At 42.2% G+C, this 22,353-nt stretch carries 26 protein-coding genes; 7 read left to right on the top strand and 19 right to left on the bottom strand.

Annotated elements, in window-relative coordinates; genetic code table 11:
• Positions 1-32 precede the first annotated feature (32 nt).
• The 3 genes from FG28_RS06905 to FG28_RS06895 all read right to left on the bottom strand — a co-directional run bounded on the left by FG28_RS06905 (position 33) and on the right by FG28_RS06895 (position 3,092).
• Entirely contained in the window at positions 33-362 is a 330-nt protein-coding gene (locus tag FG28_RS06905) for an iron-sulfur cluster assembly accessory protein (RefSeq protein ID WP_036381175.1), read from the bottom strand.
• Between the two features lie 117 nt (positions 363-479).
• Positions 480-1,823: a hypothetical protein gene (locus FG28_RS06900; RefSeq protein WP_036381172.1), complete on the bottom strand. Its 1,344-nt coding sequence runs from the start codon at positions 1,821-1,823 to the stop codon at positions 480-482.
• 3 nt (positions 1,824-1,826) lie between these two features.
• Positions 1,827-3,092 carry a choice-of-anchor B family protein gene (locus FG28_RS06895; protein ID WP_036381169.1) on the bottom strand — a complete coding sequence of 422 codons (1,266 nt, stop codon included), beginning with the start codon at positions 3,090-3,092 and terminating at the stop codon, positions 1,827-1,829.
• 69 nt (positions 3,093-3,161) lie between these two features.
• Here FG28_RS06895 and thiL point away from each other — a divergent pair, with 69 nt between their 5' ends.
• Positions 3,162-4,208: a thiamine-phosphate kinase gene (gene thiL, locus FG28_RS06890; protein WP_036381166.1), complete on the top strand. Its 1,047-nt coding sequence runs from the start codon at positions 3,162-3,164 to the stop codon at positions 4,206-4,208.
• Between the two features lie 121 nt (positions 4,209-4,329).
• Here the strand turns inward: thiL and FG28_RS06885 are convergent, their stop codons facing one another.
• Positions 4,330-4,584: a hypothetical protein gene (locus tag FG28_RS06885; RefSeq protein WP_036386255.1), complete on the bottom strand. Its 255-nt coding sequence runs from the start codon at positions 4,582-4,584 to the stop codon at positions 4,330-4,332.
• Positions 4,585-4,848: 264 nt separating this feature from the next.
• Between FG28_RS06885 and brnQ the strand changes: the two genes are divergently transcribed.
• The 3 genes from brnQ (at position 4,849) to FG28_RS06870 (ending at position 7,957) form a co-directional block, all read left to right on the top strand.
• On the top strand, positions 4,849-6,120 hold the full coding sequence (gene brnQ, locus FG28_RS06880; RefSeq protein ID WP_036381163.1) for a branched-chain amino acid transport system II carrier protein: 1,272 nt from the start codon (positions 4,849-4,851) through the stop codon (positions 6,118-6,120).
• Between the two features lie 246 nt (positions 6,121-6,366).
• Positions 6,367-7,446 carry a nickel-binding protein gene (locus FG28_RS06875; protein ID WP_197062560.1) on the top strand — a complete coding sequence of 360 codons (1,080 nt, stop codon included), beginning with the start codon at positions 6,367-6,369 and terminating at the stop codon, positions 7,444-7,446.
• A 136-nt stretch (positions 7,447-7,582) separates the two neighbouring features.
• Positions 7,583-7,957, top strand: a complete 375-nt coding sequence (locus FG28_RS06870) for a group 1 truncated hemoglobin (protein WP_036381158.1) — start codon at positions 7,583-7,585, stop codon at positions 7,955-7,957.
• Between the two features lie 272 nt (positions 7,958-8,229).
• On the opposite strand, the gene FG28_RS06865 is transcribed toward FG28_RS06870, so the two are convergent.
• The 15 genes from FG28_RS06865 to FG28_RS06795 form a co-directional block, all read right to left on the bottom strand.
• Positions 8,230-8,898 (bottom strand): ankyrin repeat domain-containing protein, encoded by a 669-nt coding sequence (locus FG28_RS06865; RefSeq protein WP_197062559.1) that lies wholly within the window; start codon positions 8,896-8,898, stop codon positions 8,230-8,232.
• Positions 8,899-8,965: 67 nt separating this feature from the next.
• On the bottom strand, positions 8,966-9,310 hold the full coding sequence (locus tag FG28_RS06860; RefSeq protein ID WP_036381155.1) for a hypothetical protein: 345 nt from the start codon (positions 9,308-9,310) through the stop codon (positions 8,966-8,968).
• Between the two features lie 16 nt (positions 9,311-9,326).
• Positions 9,327-10,241 carry a ketopantoate reductase family protein gene (locus FG28_RS06855; RefSeq protein WP_036381153.1) on the bottom strand — a complete coding sequence of 305 codons (915 nt, stop codon included), beginning with the start codon at positions 10,239-10,241 and terminating at the stop codon, positions 9,327-9,329.
• A gap of 73 nt (positions 10,242-10,314) precedes the next feature.
• Positions 10,315-11,307 (bottom strand): GlxA family transcriptional regulator, encoded by a 993-nt coding sequence (locus FG28_RS06850; RefSeq protein ID WP_051947206.1) that lies wholly within the window; start codon positions 11,305-11,307, stop codon positions 10,315-10,317.
• 92 nt (positions 11,308-11,399) lie between these two features.
• Positions 11,400-12,644: a nuclear transport factor 2 family protein gene (locus tag FG28_RS20015; RefSeq protein WP_051947205.1), complete on the bottom strand. Its 1,245-nt coding sequence runs from the start codon at positions 12,642-12,644 to the stop codon at positions 11,400-11,402.
• Between the two features lie 266 nt (positions 12,645-12,910).
• Positions 12,911-13,852 (bottom strand): proline dehydrogenase family protein, encoded by a 942-nt coding sequence (locus tag FG28_RS06840; protein WP_036381150.1) that lies wholly within the window; start codon positions 13,850-13,852, stop codon positions 12,911-12,913.
• Positions 13,853-14,154: 302 nt separating this feature from the next.
• The gene (locus FG28_RS06830; protein ID WP_036381147.1) at positions 14,155-14,457 is read right to left on the bottom strand and encodes a helix-turn-helix transcriptional regulator; all 303 of its coding nucleotides are present in this window, start codon (positions 14,455-14,457) and stop codon (positions 14,155-14,157) included.
• Between the two features lie 164 nt (positions 14,458-14,621).
• Positions 14,622-15,440 carry an AraC family transcriptional regulator gene (locus FG28_RS06825; protein WP_036381145.1) on the bottom strand — a complete coding sequence of 273 codons (819 nt, stop codon included), beginning with the start codon at positions 15,438-15,440 and terminating at the stop codon, positions 14,622-14,624.
• A gap of 28 nt (positions 15,441-15,468) precedes the next feature.
• Positions 15,469-16,464, bottom strand: coding sequence for an SDR family NAD(P)-dependent oxidoreductase (locus FG28_RS06820; protein WP_036381142.1), 996 nt, complete (start codon positions 16,462-16,464; stop codon positions 15,469-15,471).
• 122 nt (positions 16,465-16,586) lie between these two features.
• A complete protein-coding gene (locus FG28_RS20765; RefSeq protein WP_197062674.1) occupies positions 16,587-16,757 on the bottom strand; it encodes a hypothetical protein in 171 nt (56 codons plus the stop codon).
• A gap of 86 nt (positions 16,758-16,843) precedes the next feature.
• Positions 16,844-17,212 carry a nuclear transport factor 2 family protein gene (locus FG28_RS06815; RefSeq protein ID WP_036381139.1) on the bottom strand — a complete coding sequence of 123 codons (369 nt, stop codon included), beginning with the start codon at positions 17,210-17,212 and terminating at the stop codon, positions 16,844-16,846.
• 10 nt (positions 17,213-17,222) lie between these two features.
• A complete protein-coding gene (locus FG28_RS06810; protein WP_036381136.1) occupies positions 17,223-17,966 on the bottom strand; it encodes an SDR family NAD(P)-dependent oxidoreductase in 744 nt (247 codons plus the stop codon).
• A complete protein-coding gene (locus FG28_RS06805; protein ID WP_036381134.1) occupies positions 17,963-18,166 on the bottom strand; it encodes a 4-oxalocrotonate tautomerase family protein in 204 nt (67 codons plus the stop codon). The genes FG28_RS06810 and FG28_RS06805 overlap by 4 nt, the downstream gene beginning before the upstream one ends.
• 106 nt (positions 18,167-18,272) lie before the next feature.
• Complete coding sequence (locus FG28_RS06800) at positions 18,273-18,833, bottom strand: Crp/Fnr family transcriptional regulator (RefSeq protein WP_036381133.1); 561 nt, start codon at positions 18,831-18,833, stop codon at positions 18,273-18,275.
• Positions 18,833-20,125 carry an aminopeptidase P family protein gene (locus FG28_RS06795; protein WP_036381131.1) on the bottom strand — a complete coding sequence of 431 codons (1,293 nt, stop codon included), beginning with the start codon at positions 20,123-20,125 and terminating at the stop codon, positions 18,833-18,835. Before FG28_RS06795 ends, FG28_RS06800 begins: the two co-directional genes overlap by 1 nt.
• 81 nt (positions 20,126-20,206) lie before the next feature.
• Between FG28_RS06795 and FG28_RS06790 the strand changes: the two genes are divergently transcribed.
• From FG28_RS06790 to FG28_RS06780, 3 genes are all read left to right on the top strand, one after another.
• Positions 20,207-20,596, top strand: a complete 390-nt coding sequence (locus tag FG28_RS06790; RefSeq protein ID WP_036386246.1) for a DUF2721 domain-containing protein — start codon at positions 20,207-20,209, stop codon at positions 20,594-20,596.
• Positions 20,593-21,069 (top strand): GyrI-like domain-containing protein, encoded by a 477-nt coding sequence (locus FG28_RS06785; protein ID WP_036381129.1) that lies wholly within the window; start codon positions 20,593-20,595, stop codon positions 21,067-21,069. The genes FG28_RS06790 and FG28_RS06785 overlap by 4 nt, the downstream gene beginning before the upstream one ends.
• A gap of 103 nt (positions 21,070-21,172) precedes the next feature.
• Entirely contained in the window at positions 21,173-22,351 is a 1,179-nt protein-coding gene (locus FG28_RS06780) for a DUF1624 domain-containing protein (RefSeq protein ID WP_036381126.1), read from the top strand.
• Positions 22,352-22,353: the final 2 nt, after the last annotated feature.

The raw sequence follows: 22,353 nt of genomic DNA, 5'->3' as shown, positions 1-22,353 counted from the left end.
AAGTTAGCCATTCAAAGGCTCAAAGTCAAAAATTATAGTGAAAAACTCTCCCCACAACCGCAGGTGCGCTGTGCATTGGGGTTGTTAAAGACAAAGCCTTTCCCGTTCAACCCTCCTGAATATTCCAATGTGGTGCCCACGAGGTACAAAAAGCTCTTTTTATCTACAATAATGCGCACGGCATTATCTTCAAAAACCTTATCGGTATCAGCAGCTGTCTTATCAAATTTTAATTCATAGGACAAACCGCTGCAACCTCCACTTTTTACGCCTACACGCACAAAATCGGTGCTTGCGTCATACCCTTCCTCGGTCATTAGCGACACCACTTTCTGCTTAGCTGTCTCTGAAACTTTGATCATCTTAACTGGATTTGTTCTAAATAGCCCACAAATATACTGTATCTGTAGGGTTTTACCATGGTTCCTAACATTATAATAACGAATATGTTCATAGGGGTTTTCTATGGAACAGGATGGCTATTTCAGTTTAATGACCACGAGGTCGGTCATTCCCTTGGGGTCAAGGTCCAAAAAGTCGCTGCTGGCCGCTTCTCCGACCATAACAACCGAGCCATCTTCACAATGGACAACATCAAAACCGAAGTCCAATCCAGAACCTCCGAAGGATTTTTGATAGGTCAAATTTCCTTCATTATCCGTTTTGATGAACCACAGGTCGTTCTCACCTTGATTTTCAGTAGAATCACCGTCCGTGCTTTTAGAGTTTCCAGCGATTACAAAACCGCCGTCCAAGGTCAAGTCAAGACCTTTGGCATCATCGAATTCGGTTCCCCCGTATGTTTTTTCCCAAAGCAGGTTTCCATTATCGTCAATTTTAATGAGCCATACATCGGACTCTCCATGATTTTTGGAAACATCGGTATCGGTGCTAAAGGTATGCCCCAACACAGCATAGGCGCCGTCTGGTGTCTTTTTGATGTCATACGAAACTTCAATGCCCGTCCCGCCAAAGGATTTTTCCCATACTAAGTTTCCCCCTGCATCCACTTTGACCACCCAAAAATCGTAACTGCCCTTGGTGTTGGACACATCATAATCATCACTTTCTGAAAAGCCGGCCATAACAAATCCGCCATCATCTGCTTGAACCACAGCATGGGCACGATCGTTGTTGGTTCCGCCAAAATAGCGTCGCCACTGTAAATTGCCATCGGCATCCAGTTTGGTGCCCCAAAATTCCCCCACTCCGTGTCTGGTGAGCGAGCTTATTCCTTTTCCAAAATTCCCCTCGCCATTGGATAGGGTCACATCCAAAAACCCGGCAAAAAAGAAACCGCCATCTGCGGTCTGAATCACATCATAGGAATGATCGTGTCCAGCAAATCCAAAGCTCTGTTCCCATAAAATGTTGCCTGTTGCATCCAATCGAAGAATCCAATTATCATGGAAGCCTTCATTATTGCTGCCATCACCATCATCACTCATCGCATAGCCCACTAGGGCATAGCCCCCATCTGCAGTTTGAATCACGGACTGACCCAAATCTTCCTTGCTGCCCCCATAGGTTTTATTCCATTGCATAGTACCCTCGGCATCCATTTTTAGCAACCAATAGTCGCTGACGCCCATGGTCTTATCTGTTATATCTCCATCTGTGCTGTTGGTGTACCCCAAAATGGCATAACCTCCATCCATAGTTTGAATAATAGATTGCCCAGCTTCCTCACCAGAACCCCCAAAACTTTTAATCCATTCCACTTCACCCAAAAAGGGGGCTTCCATTTCTGGGGTCGAAGAAGCATCATCATTCGAACATGACCAAAAGCAAATCAGTAAGATGAAATACCCGAACTTTCTCATGGCTTAATTGGATTTTTGAACCACAAAAAACCCAGCTTGGGTATCGGAAATGATAATTTTTCCACTTTCAAAATACGGGTAAACACTCCAAACTCCATCAAAACCAGGTACGTTATTGGAAGGATGGGTGTCAAAAAATCCGGTTTCGGTAATCGTTTCTGAATCAATACCTGAAATATCCAAGACTCGCACCCCTGCCGAATAGTTGGCCAAGAAAAACTCATCCCCTTTTACATAGCCATTATGGTCGGTTGCGGAGGTTGGTCCTATGTAGGTCGTATGCAACACAGGATTGTCCAAATCGGTCATATCAAAAACCAAGGTTCTGGAATCGAAACCAAAATTGATCTCATCGGTTTCATCTCCCAAAATGTAATAGCGGTGATCATCGGTGAACCACCCTTGATGGGTATATCCTCGGTTTGCGTAACTGAGTGTCCCTATTTCGGTAGGGTTGGTTTTGTCGGTTATATCGGCAATGACTATCTGCGTTTCATTGGCGCCAATAAAAATTTCACGACCCGAATAATCGGTATCAGGCCCATTATAGGTAATTACTTGGGCGTCATGCGTGTACCCGTTTGCGCCATAACCCCCCACCCTAATAGGGCTGGTCGGGGTTTGGATGTTAATAAAATGTACCCCGCCATTAAAGTCATCGTTTCGGGCCGTTCCCACAGGATAGGCAAAGCCCATTTCTTCATTGATCACAATGTTATGTGCATTTCCAATGCCGATAAAACGGGCATCAGCTATAAAGACTTCCGGTGGATCCGTAACGTCTCGTAGTTTTGTGAGGTCGAAAACTTGCATCCCGTGATCTGTAGCCTCGGACACAATAAAGGCATAATCGTTGTAGACTTTGATGTCTCGCCAAATACTGGATTCAGTGGCTGTGGGGAGTTTTCCCAAATAGACTGGATTTTCGGCATCGGTGATATCCACAAAGGCGGTGCCATTGTCCAAACCGATCAAAGCATATTCATTACCTGTGGAAGTGTCCGTCCAACCCCAAATATCGTTAGCGGCATTTGCGTTAAAGGCATTGAGACGCATTTGAAAGAGCATATCGTATCCTTGGCAGGGGTAAACGGTGGCCACTCCAGCTTCACATGGGGCAAAGCCAAGATAAATTGCGCCATCGCCAATATCCGGGGCCTCGTTCTCCGTTCCTGTTCCATCACCTTTTGGCAAATCACCACCATTGTCACTTGAACATCCCACTAAAAACAAAATCGCCAAAAAGGGCAGTAAGGCTTTTATTCCCATGACATAGCAATATTAAGTTTGTTTTCTTTTAAAGATACAATTTAAAATTATCCTGTTTACTTTTGCCCCATGCTAGAAGATAAAAATCCACAACGAACTTCGCTTGAAGAATTGGGAGAGTTTGGCCTGATTGAACACCTCACCCAGAACTTTGAATTGCATCAACCTTCCTCTAAAATGGGTATTGGGGATGATGCCGCTGTATTGGATTTTAAAGAGAAAAAAACTGTAGTTTCCACAGACATGTTGGTTGAAGGGATACATTTTGACCTCAGCTACACCCCCTTGAAGCACTTGGGTTACAAATCGGTCATGGTGAACCTATCGGATATTTACGCCATGAATGCCATGGCCACTCAGGTGACGGTTTCCCTGGCCGTTTCCAACCGTTTTCCCTTGGAAGCCTTGGAAGAATTTTATGAAGGAGTTGCCGCTGCCTGTAAACTTTACCATGTGGATTTGGTTGGGGGCGACACCACCTCTTCCAACAAGGGTATGATCATCAGTGTTACGGCCCTGGGCATGGCAGAGGAAAAGGATATTGTTTACCGAAGTGGTGGCAAACCTAATGACCTTTTGGTAGTCACAGGAGATTTGGGGGGTGCGTATTTGGGACTTCAGGTGTTGGAGCGCGAAAAAGAAGTCTTCAAAGTGAACCCCGAGAATCAACCAGATCTGGAGCCATATTCCTATATCGTAGAACGTCAACTAAAGCCCGAGGCACGCAAAGACATTGTGGAACTATTGCAAAAACTGGAGGTTAAACCTACTTCCATGATCGACATTAGCGATGGTTTGTCCTCGGAGATTCTCCATCTCTGCAAACGAAGTGATGTGGGCTGTAATCTTTTTGAGGATAAAATTCCACTCGACCCAACGGTCATTTCAACCTCCGAGGAATTTCAAATGGACAGCACCATGATCGCTTTGGGCGGTGGTGAGGATTACGAATTGTTGTTTACCATTGATCAGGCGGATTTCCCAAAAATCAAAGCCAATCCCAATTTGACCGTCATTGGACACATGACCCAAAAGAGCGAAGGTGCACATCTGATTACCCGCGCCGAAACCAAGATACCCCTTACGGCCCAAGGTTGGAATTCCTTTAACGGATAAGCACAAAAAATCCCGAAACTCAAGGGTATCCACTTCATGGTCTTGGGGCACGCGACCTGTATAGCAGTAGGTACTTACTTAAGTTCGGGATAAACCGTAAAAACTTCTTTAGGACAAAAGGTTACGCCACGCGCTGAACCAATTTTGTCCTTCGTTTTCTGTACATGTCTTCTAAAGTGTTGTTGATTTCCTGCATTTGGGGGGTCAACACAGAAAGTTTACCACTAACATCTGTGGTAACTTGCTTTTGACAATGAATGCACTTGTATTCTTTAATGTGTTGTGTCACTTTTTTGGAAACCACATAATGGTGTCCAAATACGTTGCAGAATAAAGAAGAAATTTTGCTGCCATGGTGGGTGGTAGAAGTTTTCATAAGCCAGTTGTGTTTTGGGGAGCATCCATGCGATTTGGGGATCGTTAAAAATGCCTTGTTGAATGAATAGTAATTTTTGGTTATACGTTTGGTTTTAGGTGAATGGTTTTCTTTTTCAACGAATGTTGATAACTTTTTATTTTGCTCAGATTTTTTGAAAGACTTTTTTTCGATGAAATACACTATAATCGTCAAAAAGTCAATTATTTTCGTTGAACTGCGCTTTCGAAATATACTACATTGCATGATAATTATCAACACCTTATGAACAAAAAAAAGTTAACAATTACCGCGTTTGCCCTTTTTTCCCTTTTTTTTGGTGCTGGCAATCTCATCCTTCCACCTCTTCTGGGATTTAAATCAGGCAACTCTTGGTGGTTGGTTACGGTGGGATTTTGTCTGTCAGCGGTGTTGATTCCTTTACTGGGCATTTTGGCCCATGCAAGGCTTCAAGGCACCTTGTTCGATTTCGCCAAAAAGGTATCCCCAACTTTCAGTTTGGTGTATTGTTTTTTAATCTATGGCATTGCCATTGCCTTGCCCTCTCCGAGAACGGCATCGGTTACCCATGAGATGGCCGTTCAACCCATCTGGAATTCTCCCTCCATAGTAACCAGTCTTATATACTTTAGCCTAGTCTTCGTATTTGCCATCAATCGGTCAAAGGTTTTGGATGTGGTGGGCAAGTTGCTCACTCCCGGTATCCTTCTTATTCTTTTGCTGATTGTGATTACCGCCATAGGTACTTTGGATTTTGATTTTTCTACTTCGACCCTAAGACATCCGTTCAGTGATGGTATTTTGGAAGGCTACCAAACCTTCGATGCCATCGGAGCTGTGGTGGTAGGGGCGGTCATTATTGTTTCCATCAATATTAAGGATAAGACCGCCAGTTACGCAGCCAAAAAAGACCTCATTAGAAAAGCGGGATTTTGGGCCGGTTTGGGATTGTTCTTGGTCTATGCCGGACTCATTTTAACCGGGGCTTTGTTCAGCGATATTTTTGCAGATGATATTTCCCGAACCGCCCTTTTAAGTGGTATCAGTACCGAAACCTTGGGCAGCACCGCCACGCTATTTTTGAGCCTTCTGGTGAGCTTGGCCTGTTTTACCACCGCCGTTGGGATTATAACGGGAACCTCCGATTTTATCAAAGCACGGTTCAACGATTCCAATCTGGCCTATCGGGTTACCGCCTTGCTCGGATGTGTGCTGGGCGTACTCATTGGGCAGTTTAATGTAGGGTATATTATCGCGGTGGCCCTGCCAGCGCTCATGTTCATTTACCCCATTACCATTGTTTTGATTCTGTTGAACGTACTCCCCTATAAGTTGGCTTCGCCAACGGTCTTCAAGTGGGTAGTCATCACTACCATTGTATTTAGTATTCCTGATTTTTTAGGCACTCTTGGTGTTGCGTTGACTTCAGAACATTATCCTGAATGGTTGCCGTTGACCCAATATCAATTGGGATGGGTGTTACCTGCTCTGGTGGCTTTTGTGGTGGGGAATGTGGTGCAGAAGTGGGTGGAGTGATTTGGTGACTTCACTTATCGACTCAGCTATGAGTAGTTGCGTGGGTTAGTACGAACTTTAGCAAATATATACCAATCTGTAAATTCTGCAGGATTTTCAGAACTAGGCAAGAACCAGCAATTACTTATTGCCATTGTTGGCATATCGTTATTTTGATTTAATCGATTTTTGAGGATAATCAAATAAACACAGATTTAATAAGCTTATATTGTCTATTCATTCAAAGAAGTACCTATGCCAATATACATGGATCGTCATGATGTATCTCAAGAAGTAACTGCCGAAAGTGTTGCACGATTACATCAAGAAGACCTAAAGATTCAGCACAAGTACAATTGCCGTGGGTTAACATATTGGTTTGATGATAAGCGAAAAACCGCATTCTGTTTGGTAGAAGCTCCAAATGCCGAGTCTGTCAACAAAATGCACAAGCATGCACACGGTGAGTTGTCTCATTCAATTATTGAGGTAGATGCAAGTCTTATTGAATCATTTCTTGGAAGAATGCAAGATCCTGATGTAAAGCCTGGGGCTGAACTGAACATAATTGACGAACCCGCATTTCGTTTTTTACTATCGGTTCGAATACAAATCGGGCAGTTAAACAATAAACAAGATAAAGGTTTAGCATCAACCATAAGAGACTATATGCATAAGGTCATAGAAGTGGTCAATGATAAGCAAGGAACACTTGTACGGAAAGGTAGCCGTAACCTGCTGGCCTCTTTAACAACTGCCCAACACGCTGTGCATTGTGGACTAGTACTTCACGAGACATTCGGAAATGTATATCCCCATCTCAGTTTGAGTATAGGTTTGGATGCGGGGCTACCAGTGGAGAGCAATAAATCCATATTTGAAGAAACCATCCAAACTTCAAGGAGATTATGTGAAATGGAAAGAGGATTTTCGGTGTCGCCTGTGGTGCTGAAATTGTATCAGGATGAACAATCAGATACCGATCTCAATTCAATGGAATTTACCAAGATTAGTGTGGTTGAGATGATTTTCTTTAATAAGCTCTTTGATTTTCTGGAGGCCAATTTTTCACATGCTAAATTAAGAATTGATGCATTTGCCTCCAGCCTTGGATACAGTAGGTCTCAAGCTTATAGAAATAGTGTGGGTTTGTTAGGTTTTTCACCAAACGTATACTTCAATAAATATAGGTTGGAAAAATCATTGGATAAACTGGACAGTGGGATGAATACCGTATCCGAAACGGCTTTTTTATGTGGCTTTTCCAGCTCCTCATATTATTCAAAGTGCTTTCGTAGCATGTATGGAATATCTCCCAAAGATTATATGACGGCCATTCACTCATAAAGAGGCCAACACTAGCATATTGCTGTTTTTGGTCAAAATTTACATTCTTTTGGTTTGATAGTGTTAGTACAGCTTTAAGACAAAAGGTACATTTGATATTAAATGTATTCTTAAATAAGTAAATAAATCCAAAATTATGTCAGAGTCATTATTCGAACGATTAGGTGCAGAAAAAGGAATTGTGAAAATTGTAGATGATGTGGTTGAAGCACATATGAACAACCCGGTGATTTCCGCTAGGTTTTCTCCCTATTTAGAGCAGCCAGAAAATTTGGCGAAGATTAAAACGCATACCGTTAATTTCTTTACAGCTGGAAGCGGTGGACCGCAGGTTTATACTGGTAGGGATATGGAAACAACCCACCGAGGAATGAACATAAGTGCTGCAGAATATATGGAGACGATGGATGATATTTTCATGGTACTTGATAAACACGGGAAAAATGCCCAAACTAAAAAAGATGTACTCGAAATCCTTTGGTCATTAAAAGGCATGATAATAGGTAAGTAAACCTTTGCCTACAAATAATCCAAGCTCTAAAGACAATCAGTTTCAAGCCTTTTCCCCTTTATATAAAATGTATGCCAACGTTATAAGAAATGATTCGTTTTAATACTTCGGCTGCGCTCAGCACAAAGTGAATTATATTGACCGATAAGTGAAGTTAGCATTTTCGGGCTTAAAAATCCACAAGGAATTGATGTGTTGTGGTATCTGAAACACAAAAACGCCCTGCTATTTGACCATACGGCCCAACTAAAATCCGCTAACCTAAAACGACATCAGTTTTGATGCTCCAACAGATAAGCTTCCACCAATCCATGCCCTTCCCGGTTGGCAATGCTGAGAGCCGTATCGCCATTGTCCATTTTAAGACTAAGGTCGGCCCCGTGCCCCACCAATAATTTTACAAGCTCTAAATTACCCCGATGCACCGCGGAATGCAATGCGGTTACATTTTGCATTTGAGAGGCATTCACATCCACTCCTTTTTCCAATAAGATTTTACAGAGTTCAACATTTTCCTTGGCTACGGCGGAATGCACTGCATTGACTCTGGTTGGGTTGGTAGCGGCGAGATTTGGGTCGGCTCCCTTGTCCAATAATAAAACAGCAATGTCGGTCTGATCAAAAAAAGCGGCAAGGGACAGTGGGGCAAATCCATCTTTGGAATGGGTGTTGGCCCAATCGGCATCGGACTTGTTCAAATACTGTGCAACGATTTCTTTTTTCCCTGCGACTATAGCTTCGTGAAATGAGAATGAAGTCTTCCGCAAAGCGGCCTCGGCAAAGGCATCCTTAAAACCACTATAAGCCACGAGCATAAATCCAGAGCTTCCGTTTTCATCTTCCAGATTTATAACTTCAGGGTGGTTTTTAATTAGCGCTAAAGCTTGATCCGCATCCCTATTTTGGATGTGGGTTTTGAGGAGTTCTATTAGTTTGTCCATTGTAACATCTTCCATAATAGACTGAAAAATACCACTTTAATTCCATTTACTTTTAAATAAACAAAAGCTAGTGTCCGAAAAATGTTCGTGCCAAAACGAGTGCCAAACCGATCAGATAAAGTGTGGTGAAAATGAGCTTGTTGTTCTTGGCCAGCCAATTGGGCAGAAAAATATCAAAATTGTCTTTGGTGGAATCGGAGTACTTTCGAGCCAAAATGGTCAACGGACAGAACATTTTAAAAATCAAAAGTACCACTCCTTCTAGAATCACCAATGCAATGCCTACCCAGGTATAAGTGTTGATTTTTCCTGTAATTCCGGAAAACAACACATAGAAAATTACACCCACAAAAAACACCCAAATAAGCGTGTGCAGTAGCTTTATCCAAAATAGGGTATTCTGGTTGCCCATTTGTTCAGCGTATTGTTTAGCGATGTAATTCCGATTTCATTTTTATGAGTTCCCCCAGCAATCGCGTCTCTTTCACCTTGTTAGAGAGGTTCATCGAGTGTGCCATGCGGTAAATCTCAAAATTCAGAGTGTCTATTTCGGTTTCTCTCTTATTATTGATATCCTGAAGGGTGGAAATGAGCTGCCCATCGGACATGCGGCTGATCATCAACACTTGGTCTTCCAGTTCGGAAGTGCCTAGGTCAACTCCCTTTTTATTGGCAATCAAGGCGCATTCCACAATGACCCTTTGTGCTATGGCGAACACTTCCTTGTTGCGATGAAATATGCCATTATCAACTTCCAAAAGGGGGCAAATGGAATTGAACACGCAATTGGCAATGGCTTTTTTCCAGATGATGCGTTGAATGTTTTTTTCGGTAATAAACCTAAAGTTGGGACTGTCCAATGCATTAACAATGTTTCCCAAAGTGGTCTTCGTTTGCCGAATTACACCAATGGGCGATGGGGCCACTGGTTTATAGCTAATAGTATTGGCCGAACCATTTTGACTGGTCATAAAAAGTACACAGCGGTAGATTTCTGGAAAATCCTTTTCCAAAAAGGGTTGTTCCACCCCCAACCCATTCTGGAGAAGTATCATAGGTGAATCTCCGATTTTTGGTTCCAGTTTTTCGGACAAGACCTTGTTCCCAAATGATTTACTCGTGAGTACCACAAGTCCATCCAGTTGGGTGTGGTTGGTCAGGGTACTCACTGTAATTTCAGCTTCAAGTCTAGGACCCTCTTTGAGGTCCACCTTAATTTTTTGGTTGTGCGAAGTGCCGTCATCCAAATGACCACGGATCAACTCCACCTGTTTACCCTCCTGATGCAGAGATACAGCCAATGCCTTTCCCACGGCACCCGCTCCAATGATGTAGATTTTCATGGTATTAAAGGTACCAAGATTGGGTTTATTATTAGGGATGTTTTGTTAGGAGTTTGAAAGTGGGTTCAATAGACTATGGCTTCGTGTCCTCATTCGAATAAATCAATGAAAACTTTCGTCTGTACGCTATCGGGTTTAACCCAGTATCGGCCTTGAACAATTTGTGGAAAGAGCTCACATCTTCATACCCCACTTTCCAAGTGATTTCATTAAAGGACAGCTTTAGGGATTCCAGCATTTTCTTTGCGGTTTCAATCCTAATTTTTTGAAGGTATTTTAAAGGTGTGTATCCCGTGGCTTTTTTAAATCGTCGCTCCAAGGTTTTCTTGCTGAGGTTGCTCAGCAATTCCAACTTTTTATTGTCGATTTCCTCCGTATAATTTTCTTCCAGCCATTCCTGAATATGCACTACTTCTCGGTCTCCATGGTTCTTGGGGGTTTGGTACATTTGATAAGGAGTTTGTATACGCCTCCCGGAATCCACTAGAAACACTTTGGAACAGCTCGTGGAAAGTTCCTTGGAGCCAAATTTTTGAACAATGAACAAGGCTAAGTTAAAGTACGCGGTAACCCCCGCTGCAGAAATAATGTTGCCCTCATCAACGATTATATGTTCTGGTTGTAACCGCACTTCCTTATATTTTGATTGGAATTTTTCCTTTAATGCCCAATGGGTGGTTGCTTTTTTTCCGTTGAGCACCCCAGCCTCCGCAAGAAAAAAATTCCCATTGCAGGCAGCGGCCAGTTTAGATCCTTTTCTAAAACAGCTTCTAATTAGCTCAATACTTTTCGCTTCTTGTTCAAGCGTGGATTCTTCATTCCCGACAAATCCAGGAATATAAAGAAGGTCATATCCCCGGGTGGTCCTCAGCTTATGGCTTGGGTGAATGGTCAACCCATTGAAACATTCTACCGGTTGATTGTCCATGGTAAAAATTTCCACGGCAAACAAAGGGTCTCTTTCCTGAGCAAGAAGCTGGGCGTTGGCCAACGAAAGAATGTCTGCTACTCCATAGAGCATGGACGCCGTACAGTTTTGATACGCAAGTATTCCAATTTTTTGCATCGTGTTCCCAATTTATACTGTTGAATGGGAAGCCGTCTTTAACCCATAAGACAGCTTCCCATTTTCATGGATTATATCAGTACATCAAAGTACTATTCCTGCTTGCCCAATTCGGCTTCCACCGTAACTCCCCTAAAATTCTCAAATAAATGTATAAAATCCTTTTTCGTTTCACCGTTTATGCCTCTTTCATCCATCGCCTTGCGCATCACTCCCATAAACGATTCCCATTGTGCCTGAGTAATTTCCAGTCCTTGGTGGATTTCGTTCAATGGTTTACCCAAATAAATGGTAGGGCCTTGCAATGTGCTCGACAATTTATCGATGATGAGTTGCCTTTGTCTCATTTTTGTGGCCATGGAATGCCCAATGAACAAATGCTGAAGATCAGGATGCCCAGCCACTTGGGGAAATGCATGGTCCACATAAGCGGCTATGCCATCATACCCGCCCAATCGTTTGTAAAGTGATTGTTTGAACATTCCGTTATCATGGGCCATTTTCTCCGGAACCTCCTGAAGCACATCCCAATGTTCCACAATTTTACCCTTTTCCAATCGGAACAAATCAAAAAACGCAGTGGGTTTCCCTCCGTTTTCCCCAAACTTTCCTTCGGAAAGAGCAAACACAAAATTTCCTTGTCCAATGAGGTAATGAATCCTGTTTATCTCAACAGTGATGCCCTGTTTTTGCAGGCCTGTGATTCCCTGCACAAAACCATCCAAGCCATTATCCACGAATGGATTGTGCTGGATAATATCAGTATCGTAGAACTTCTGAATCGTTTCCGGTTTCAAATCCCCATCTATCAATACAGTTTCCACAAACGATTTTACAATAGCCTTGTTTACATCCGTTTTGTCCAATGCTGTGATTTGTGTCTCCCCATCAAACATGCTATTGCCGCTAACGGTCTTCTCTGGATGGTCCATGATACCGCTCCAGTGTTCCGCTGCCAAACCTTCCTTAAATCTGAAAATCTCGAACATAGCCTTCCGGTTGGGCCAATGTGCTTCATGGTGCAGGACCACATAATCCCCCTCCTCTATTATCCGAACCGTATTTAATTTGGGAGCGGGAATCTCTCGGTTCTTAATTTTGGTCAACAGCATTTTCAAGCCCTTTCTCCCATTGGGGACAACTGGGGTGTGTTGAATGTAGTTTTCTGTGACCAATGCAGCGGCGTTGTCCGCCTCCGCATTTTGGACTGCTTGATTGATTGCCAGTGCAATTTCCTTGTTGTTCATCTTATTTTTCTTTTTAATTGATTCATACTGTTGTGCATCACCTACCATTGCGTTTAACAGCAATGCACCTATTAAGAGTAAATGCTTCATAACTCTGATTTTAAATGAATTGATGACACAAAATTAGAAGGAGGACCTGCCTTTGTCATTTGTCCCAAAAGACAATTTATTGGTGGTTTGGGACAGGTTTGTTAAAAAGAAAACAGGGCGAAGGAAGCCATGTTGGTGGATGTCGTTGGTTTCAAATCACGGGATTGTCCTGTGCCTATTGCCCAACAAATATTGGCTTGAACCCTTCACCCATTGAAGAATGTTTTTGCTGTTTACCACTAATTTTACCGCCCTATGGTCAAGGTTCAATTGAGAATATCGTTCAATGCCCGAAACAGGTACAATGGATATTCCGCAATTCTATTGCATAGATAGAGGTACCATTCTTTACCATAAACAAGGTATAGCTTGGTTGGATAACCTTGTTCCTTTAATGCAATAAGTTGTTCTGTTTGGATGCCATATAAACTTTCAAACTCATAGAGGCTTTTGTCCGGGTTGTGTTGCTGAATCAATTTGATGGCCTCTTGCTGAATTTTGGAATGATGTGTTGCAATGGAGCATTTGTGATTTTGGGATAACAACTGGTCTACATAATACAAATATCTTTCATCCAATGCATCACCTCTTGGAATAGAAAGGTGCTTTGGGGTTTCAAAAGCTCCTTTTACCATTCGTATCCTTCCATTTTCCTTACTCAACTCCTTAAAATCATCCTGGGTGCGGTGTAAGTAGGCCTGCAGGGTAATTGAAGCATTTTTATAGGCCTCGGCCGTTGATTTATAGATATCGATGATGGCATCCGTTATTTCAACACCTTCGGCGCTAATGGTAACTTCAATGTTATTTTTTTCAGCCTGCCCCACTATGGATTTTATGTTGTTTAAACATAATTCATGTGAAACTGCCAAGCCTATATGGGAAAGGTCCAGGGAGACTGTTGAATTGAGTTTTTGATTTTTTATCTCATCCACAATCCTAAGGAATTCATGGGTAGCCTCATTGGCTTCGTCCGCTGTGAGCGTGTTTTCGCCCATATACTCCATGGAGCATTTAAATCCACTTCCATTCTGATGTTTAACCTTATGTATGGTCTCATCAAGTGTTTCTCCTCCAATGTATCTGTCGGCTGCCTTTTTAATTGTTCTATATAGTGCTTCATTGGATAGGATATATTCTTTTGCCTCATGGCTTAAGGCTGCCTTTCGTAAAGCAGCAGACCCCATACGAAGTAATTCTTGTTCCATCTTTAGATTGTATTGTGTTTGTTTTTTAAGATTGTTGATATATGGATAAGCCCAATGAAGAGCCAAACGATATTGACCGAACTGGAAGGGTATGCGCCATAATAAATAGTATTTATCATCAACGATAGGCTACCAGTTATATTTAGGAGTTGGTACAGTAAGGTTTGGGCATTGATTGGGTTTTTACTGTTTAACCAATAAGCAGTCACTAGCAGTATTGAGCTGGTCCAACCCAATAAATCAATAATTAAATCTATCATATTTAAATATATCGATTTGTAGTTTCAAATGAATAAAAAAAGTTATAACTCGTTCTTCAATGTGTTTATATAGTTGCGTATTTCATCTTCGTTTCGTCTGTAATACGTCCATTTGCCATGTCTGGTGGCTATCAATAAATCAACCCTGTGCATCATGGTCAAATAATGGGAAATGGTGGATTGTGACAATCCTGTTTTATCCTGAATATGGCAAACACAGACACCATCACTAAAATCTGGGACATTTACCTGTGGCGGAAAGTTCTCCTCTGGTTTTTTGAGCCAGTTAAGAATGTCTATTCGCACCTGGTTTGATAATACTTTGTTTACTTCTAACATATCCATGGCGCAAATGTAACACAACAAATCGAGATATATCGATTTAATTTGTGTTTATTGAAAAAGGCGATGTAGCCCCAATAATAAAAATCTCCATGTTCCGACGCTACCAAGATTGGGGTAGGTATGGACAGTCTATTTCTAACTAGATGTTTGAGGAGCAAGGTTAATTATTTTGTTTTATTAACGAGTTCTGACGGTGTCAGTCCAAAATGCCTTTTAAAAGCATAGGAAAAGTGCGATAGGTTTTCAAAACCCGTTTCCAAATAGACCTCAACAGGCTTCCGATTTTGGTTGGAAAGTTGGTAGTGGGCCAGCTCCAGTCGCTTTTGGGTCAACCATCGCTGTGGGGTCATGTTGAATGTTTTATTAAAATCCCTTTTAAAAGTTGTCAAGCTTCTTCCAGTCAAATAACTGAACTTCTCCAAGGGCATATTGAACATGAAGTTCTTCTCCATAAAATCAGTCAAATTGATTTTATATGGGTCTTCAAAATTGGCCAAAAGGTTGTCAATGTTCTTATCTATTCTTCTGAGAATGGAAATGGCCTCCGTAATTTTCAGGGATGCGATTTCCTCCGGAAAAATTTCATCTTTCATATCAAAATACGGAATCAGGGAAGCCAAACAACTTTCCAACAACGGATGGTTTTTAAATCGCAAGATTTTTGCAGGAACCGTAGCTTTTGGCTCTACCTCCAATGGAGCATAAAATGTTCTGAGCTTGTCCACGGTCAAGTGCATCACTACGGATTTATGCAGCAACCCATCCTTTGGATAATTGATGATGGTCGCCAATTGATTTCTTGGAATCAGAAAAATGTCTCCTGCTTTAAAAACATGGCTTTCATCTGCCTGAATAATCTTGGTCTCCCCCGAAATGAACCACACAAGCATATGGTGATCAAACACCGCCTCGGTTTTAAACAACCTATCGTCATACGAAGAGAGCTTTATATCCGGGGTTATGTATTTAAGTTGAAATTCCATAGGCTCGTGCAGCATAAAATTACATAGATCAGTCCACTTGAAAATGTACTCCAGTCAATTCTTCGCTCAACTTCCAAAGGCGTTGCGCGCTGACCTCATCCAAAGAATAGGGATGTACACCACTTCCTTTTGACAAATCCAAGCTCAACGGGGCAATCTCCACATCTTCGCAATACACGCCTCCCATTGAATTCAGTGTTGGGCTTGTGGCACACCAAACTGTTGTGGCCGCACCTTGGGGAATGGTCTTTAACGAAGCTGCGACTTCGGGCAATAGGTTCCCGTCTGCATCGCAAAACCCCATTTGCTGAAACAGTTCCAATGGAGCTTCTCGTGCAAGTTCCGTTCCTCCAATGGAGCCGGGATGCAATGAAAAAACCCTAACATTATGCCTCTCCGCCCGATGGTCCATTTCCATTGAGAATAAATTGAGTGCTGTTTTGGATTGGCCATATGCCTGAAGAGTTTCATAAGTGCGATTTTCAAAATTAGGGTCTTCAAAGTCAAACGGGGCAAAATGATGTCCTTGTGAAGAAATATTCACCACTCTTGCCCCATTAGCTTTTTTCAATGATGGCCACAATCTTGCTGTCAGCTCAAAAACAGATAAATAATTGGTTGCGAGTTGGGACTCAATTCCTCTGCTATCCCTTCGTAACGGCACCCACATAATGCCTGCATTGTTGATTAGCAAATGTAGCGACCTGTCAGAAGTCAAAAACTTTTCGGCAAAGGCATTCACGGATTCAGGGTGCATTAAATCCATGGTTTCCAGTTCCACGTTTTCAATGCCTTGTAGATTTTTCTTGGCCTTATTAATATCCCGTGCTGGAACAATGACGGTCGCTCCAGCCGCTGCAAGAGTTTTGGTGGTTTCCAGTCCAATCCCTGTATTGCCACCGGTCACTATGGCGATTTTCCCGGAAAGATCGATTCCTTTAATTACTTCTGATGTGGTCGACTTGGCATCAAACCCAGAACCTATTGATTTTTGAAGTATGCCTTGATCATTGTTTCGTCTCATTTTTTATGGTTTTATTTGAGACAAAACTAGTTGGGAAAAACACTGTGAACTTTGTTCAAACGTCCATAGTTACTTTGTTCAAAAGGTCACTTATATGTTGATCTTGTGATAAGTACCAAAACTTATCCAGAACCCCGTTTCTTTTTATTATAATAATAAATGACATATGCGATTGCCGCCAAGATCACAAAAGGGAGATAGCTGCCAATGACCACGCCAATTTCGTACGCACTGTCCGGGGCTTCTTCCATTTTTTTCTGGATGTCCGGTTGTTGAAGTATAGCAAACAGCATGCTCAAAGGTACAATTTAAAAGAGTGAAGCGGTTCAGATAATTCTCCAAACCGCTCCAATCCTAACAGTACATCTAAAATCAACAATTAGTCAATATGAGTAAAAACCTTATTTACAATTTTCCACTCTCCTGCTATTTTGGCCAAGGATAGATAATCGTAATAATTGTATCCCGAGAACGGCACATGCAGTTTTACCATGGCCACCTTTCCCAAAATATCGATGCCGATTATGCCCATTCTACATTCCTCTCCCAAGGACTTTGGGCTTTGTCGGTTCATAACACCTTCAATATAGGCTGATTTACTTTTTAAGTAATCCTCTCCTTTGATGTCGCCATACAAAAAAGTGTTTTCGTGAAAACACTTTTCCAGTTTTTCCCCATCTCCCTCAAAGATTCCTTCAAAGTAATTTAAAATCAGTTGCTCTATGTCTTCTCTATTTTCTTTGAACATAACAATCGTTTTAAATGGCATGGCCCACAGTGTGTCCACCGGCCACATTAATGGTCTCGCCTGTTATAAATTCCGCAGAAGCCAAATAGTAGGCAGCCTCTGCTATTTCCAGTGCTTCACCAATCCGGTTTAACAGATGTAATCCGGCTAGGCTGTCCGCATCTTCCACCCCAATTTTACCTTGAAGGGGACTTCTGATGATTCCCGGGGCAATGGTATTTACCCGAATCTTCTGCTTGCCAAATTCAGCTGCGAGTTGTCTTGTCAACGCATGGATGGCACCTTTACTCGTCAAGGGAGCGGTTGCTGGAAACCCATCAATGGCATGGTCCACCAAAACGGTTCCAATATTGATAATGGCTCCGCCACCCTGCTCAATCATGTGGGGTATCGCCTCTTGAGAAGTAATGTAAGTTCCCAATAGGTTCACCTTCCAAAATGCTTCCAAGTCGGCCTCATTTACATCAAGAAAAGGCTTGGGGGCAAAAATCCCAGCATTGTTGATCAACACATCAATGGACCCGAATTTTTCCAAGGCGGTCTCCGCTAATTTTTTTCCGGTTTCCCTTATGCTGATGTCCCCAACAACATACGCGGCATTGTCCGGTGATCCCAACGACTGGAATGTCATTTCCAAATTTGATGCGTTAGAGGAGTTCATGACCACATTACTGCCTCTTTCCAAAAAATAGCGGGCGGTTTCCTTTCCCAATCCTGTGGACGCCCCTGTTATAATCACTGTCTTGTTTTTCATGCACTTTGTTTTTTTGCTTCTGAATACTGTTTCCCATCATACCCCCAATTGTCAATGGGGACCTCATCAATTACAATATGGGTGGTTTTCGGATTTTTGTTGAGCACGTCCACCAACAATTGGGTAACGCCCTCAATCAATTTCCGTTTTTGGGCTGGGGTTACCTGCTCATCGGTAACCTTAATGTTTACGTATGGCATTTTTTCTCTATTTAAAATTACCCTACAAAGGTGCGGTGGGATAAATAGCTGAGGAAGGACCTATATCACAGATTTGGTGTGATGTAGGTCACAAAATATAGTCAGTCTAGGATTGTAATCGGCTCAAGGTCTCTCGCGACACCCCTAAATAAGCTGCGATGAGTTTTTTGGGAACCCGTTGAAACAACTGCGGATATTGTTCCAAAAGAAGATCATAGCGCTCTTTGGCCGAATTTTTTAGGAGGGAAAGAATCCTGTTTTGGAGCGCAATTCTTCCAAATTTGCTTTTTTTGGCCCAAAAGCGTTCCATCTTGTGCATTTGGGCCGTTAGTTTTTCCCTATTTTCAAAGGTAATATACAGGAGTTCACTGTCCTCAATACAGTCTATTGAAATTTTTGAAGGGATGTGTTTGATGAAGGATTCGTAATCAGTGATCCACCAGTTTTCCATGCCAAATTGAAGAATGTGTTCTTTTCCCTCATCATCCAAAAAATAACTTTTGAGACATCCTTTTAGAATCCAATATTCCTTGTCCACCAAATCGCCCTCTTGGACAATGTACTGATGTTTTCGTTTTTGGATGGGTTCAAAATGGCTCAAAACCATATCGAATTCCTCATCGGTCAATGCAATCAGTTCTTCAATATGTTTTCGTAGCGGATGCATTAGGCATTCATCAACTCCTCAATCTCTTCAATCTCAATAGGAATGTTGCGCATCAGGTTGAAGGGTTCCCCCGTTTCCTGAATGACCACATCATCCTCCAAACGAATGCCCATACCTTCATCTGGAATGTAAATTCCAGGTTCCACGGTAAAGACCATGTTGGGTTTCATGGGCGTTTTTAATTCTCCATAATCATGGGTGTTTAATCCAATATGATGGCTGGTGCCGTGCATAAAGTATTTTTTATAGGCAGGCCAATCTGGATTTTCGTTCTGGACATCAGCTTTATCCAAAAGTCCCAAACCAATCAGTTCTGAGGTCATGATTTTACCAACTTCCTTATGAAATTCAGCCCAAATAACGCCAGGCACCAACATTTTGGTAGCTTCATTTTTTACCCGAAGTACAGCACTGTACACTTCTTTATGTCTATCCGTAAATCTGCCGTTGGCAGGAATGGTCCGGGTCATGTCCGAAGAATAATTGGCATATTCGGCAGCCAAATCCAATAAGATCATATCACCATCTTTTACCTGTTGGTTGTTTTCCAAATAGTGGAGTACATTGGCATTGTTCCCAGCTGCAATGATGGGTGCATAGGCATATCCTTTGGAACGGTTCCGAACAAATTCATGCAAAAACTCAGCCTCAATTTCGTATTCCCAAACCCCTGGCTTTACAAATTCAAGAATTCTTCGGAAGCCCTTTTCGGTAATATCGCAAGCGGTCTGCATGATAGCAATTTCCTCGGGTTCCTTAATTCCCCGAATTTGTTGCAAAATGGGATTGCTCTTGGCCCATTGGTGGGCAGGAAAATCCTTTTTACATTTTTCAATAAAACGATCTTCACGAGTCTGGGTCTCCACCGCTTGGCGGTAGTGCTCATTGGTGTTGAAATAAATGGTATCCGCCTCGGTCATCAAATCAAAAAGGACCTTGTCAAAATCTGTGAGCCAGTACACAGTTTCAATGCCTGATACTTCCGTGGCTTTTTCCTTGGTAAGTTTGGCACCTTCCCAAACCGCAATATGGTCATTGGTCTCCCTAACGAACAATATTTCACGGTGCTTGGGATCCATGGCATCCGGAAACAACAACAAAATGGTTTCCTCTTGATCGGCACCGCAGAGGTAAAAAAGGTCTCGGCTCTGTTCAAAAGGCAAGGTACTATCGGCACCTATGGGATAGATATCATTGGAATTGAACACGGCTATACTTTTTGGCTTCATCTGTGCCGTGAATTTTTTGCGATTTTTTACAAACAGATTACTGTCTATGGGAGAATATTTCATATGAATAATTTGGTTGGCCCAAATGTAGGTAATTGTGTTCCCCAAGACAAATTCATACCTTCCCTGTTCAAAGAAAAATACATGCAGCTCAACCTAAGCATTCCCGCCCTATTGTTCCCTGCCATTTCCCTTACCATGTTGGCCTATAATGCCCGTTATTTGGCTATTGCAGCTCTTATTCGGCAGTTGCACAAACAGTTTGAGGAAACCTCGGCGCAGCCTTTAAAAGAACAAATTCATCAGCTACGCAAACGGTTGGGAATCATTAAGAACATGCAGGCCACGGCCATCATCAGTTTTTTGTTGGCCGCCATTACCATGTTTCTCATTTATGTGGAACTGGATATTTGGGCCAATGTCATTTTTGGAATCAGTTTGGTGTTCTTGGTCATCTCATTGGTCCTTTCACTTTTGGAAGTGCAGCTCTCCACCAAGGCCTTGGGCATACAACTTAAAAATATGGAAAAATGAAATCCCCAAAAATTGTTGACCTAACCCAAACAGAACTAGTGGGCCTTCGCATACAGACCTCGACCGCAAAAAATGAAACCCGCTCGTTATGGGAGCGTTTTCAAAAAATGTTGATCACGTTAAAAGTTTCCAAGGAGATTGAAAAGTATTCTGTTCAAGTTTTTGATATGGATACCACAACTTCGAAAATGAATCCCCATACTGAATTTGAAAAATGGGCGGCCATTGCATCCAAACATTTTTCCGAAGTCCCCGAAGCCATGGAAACCATAACCGTTTCAGGAAAATATGCAGTTTTTATGCATAAGGGCCTACCAAGCAATTTTCCAAAAACTGCTGCTTTTATTTTTGGGGAATGGATGCCAAAATCAGGGTTCAGTGTTGACCAAAGACCCCATTTTGAAATTATGCCTGTTGGATATAGCCCTTTCGACAGCACTGCCGAAGAGGAAGTTTGGGTCCCCATAAAATAAAGCAATTTTCGGGTCAATTTTTTCATGGGATTTGTGTAGTTTGGCCTAGTAAATTCCAATACATCAACCAGTTACCATTCACACATTTGAAACCGCAGCAATTATGAAATCTGACCGCAAAAACCGAATCAAATCCATTGACATGCTACGTGGTGTTGTCATGGTCATCATGGCACTAGACCATGTTCGTGATTATTTTCATGCCGATGCCTATCTGTTCGACCCAGCAGATATTTCGCAAACCAACGTTCCCTTGTTTTGGACTCGTTTTGTGACGCATTTTTGCGCTCCAGTCTTTGTTTTTCTTGCTGGAACCTCTGCTTTTTTTGTGGGTCAACGGCTGGATAAAAAATCATTGTCCGTTTGGCTGCTGAAACGTGGACTTTGGTTGGTAATAGCCGAACTAACGGTGATAAAATTGGCTTGGATGTTTAAGTTGGATTATTCCACCATACTCCTGCAGGTGATCTGGGTGTTGGGCATCAGCATGATTTTCTTGGCCGGATTTATACACCTCCCCAAAAAGTTGATGATCGGGCTTGCTTTGGTAGTGATTTTTGGTCATAATCTATTGGACCCAATTGCGCCTACAGATTCGGTTGCCTCAGGTTTTTGGACTTTTTTGCATGTGTTTAATATTGTGGATATGGGCAGCTTTCAAGTTTTTGTTGGGTATCCCATAATTCCATGGATTTTTGTGATGCCCTTGGGGTATTATTTTGGAGAATTGTACAAACCTACGTATGATTCAAAACTCAGAATAAAAAGGTTATTCCAATTGGGGTTGGGATTGACCGTACTGTTTTTTGTCATCAGAACCCTGAACATATATGGTGATCCGTATGCATGGGCCCAACAGAATTCTCTTGGCATGACCATTGCTTCGTACTTTAACGTCACTAAATATCCTCCATCGTTGCTCTATCTGTTGATTACTTTGGGACCCTCCTTAATTTTCCTCGCCATGGTGGAAAATGTGCAAAATCGATGGGCCGAAAAATTAGTGATCATTGGTCGCGTTCCCATGTTTTTTTACATTGTTCATATCTATGTTATCCATGCGTTGGCCGTTGTCGCTGCCATTGCAACCGGATTTAGCTTCTCAGATATGGTCATCGACTTATGGGTAACACTTCAACCGCAACTTAGGGGCTACGGTTTTGGATTGTGGGTGGTCTACCTCATTTGGATTTTGCTGACCTCGGCACTGTTCCCTCTTTGCAAATGGTACAATACCTACAAAACCGCAAACCGGCAAAAGTGGTGGTTGAGTTATCTCTAGTT

This window comes from Muricauda sp. MAR_2010_75 (genome assembly GCF_000745185.1).
Classification (GTDB): Bacteria; Bacteroidota; Bacteroidia; order Flavobacteriales; family Flavobacteriaceae; genus Flagellimonas.
The sequence above is the reverse complement of the archived record's forward strand: the minus strand, read 5'-3'. Positions and strand labels throughout refer to the sequence as shown.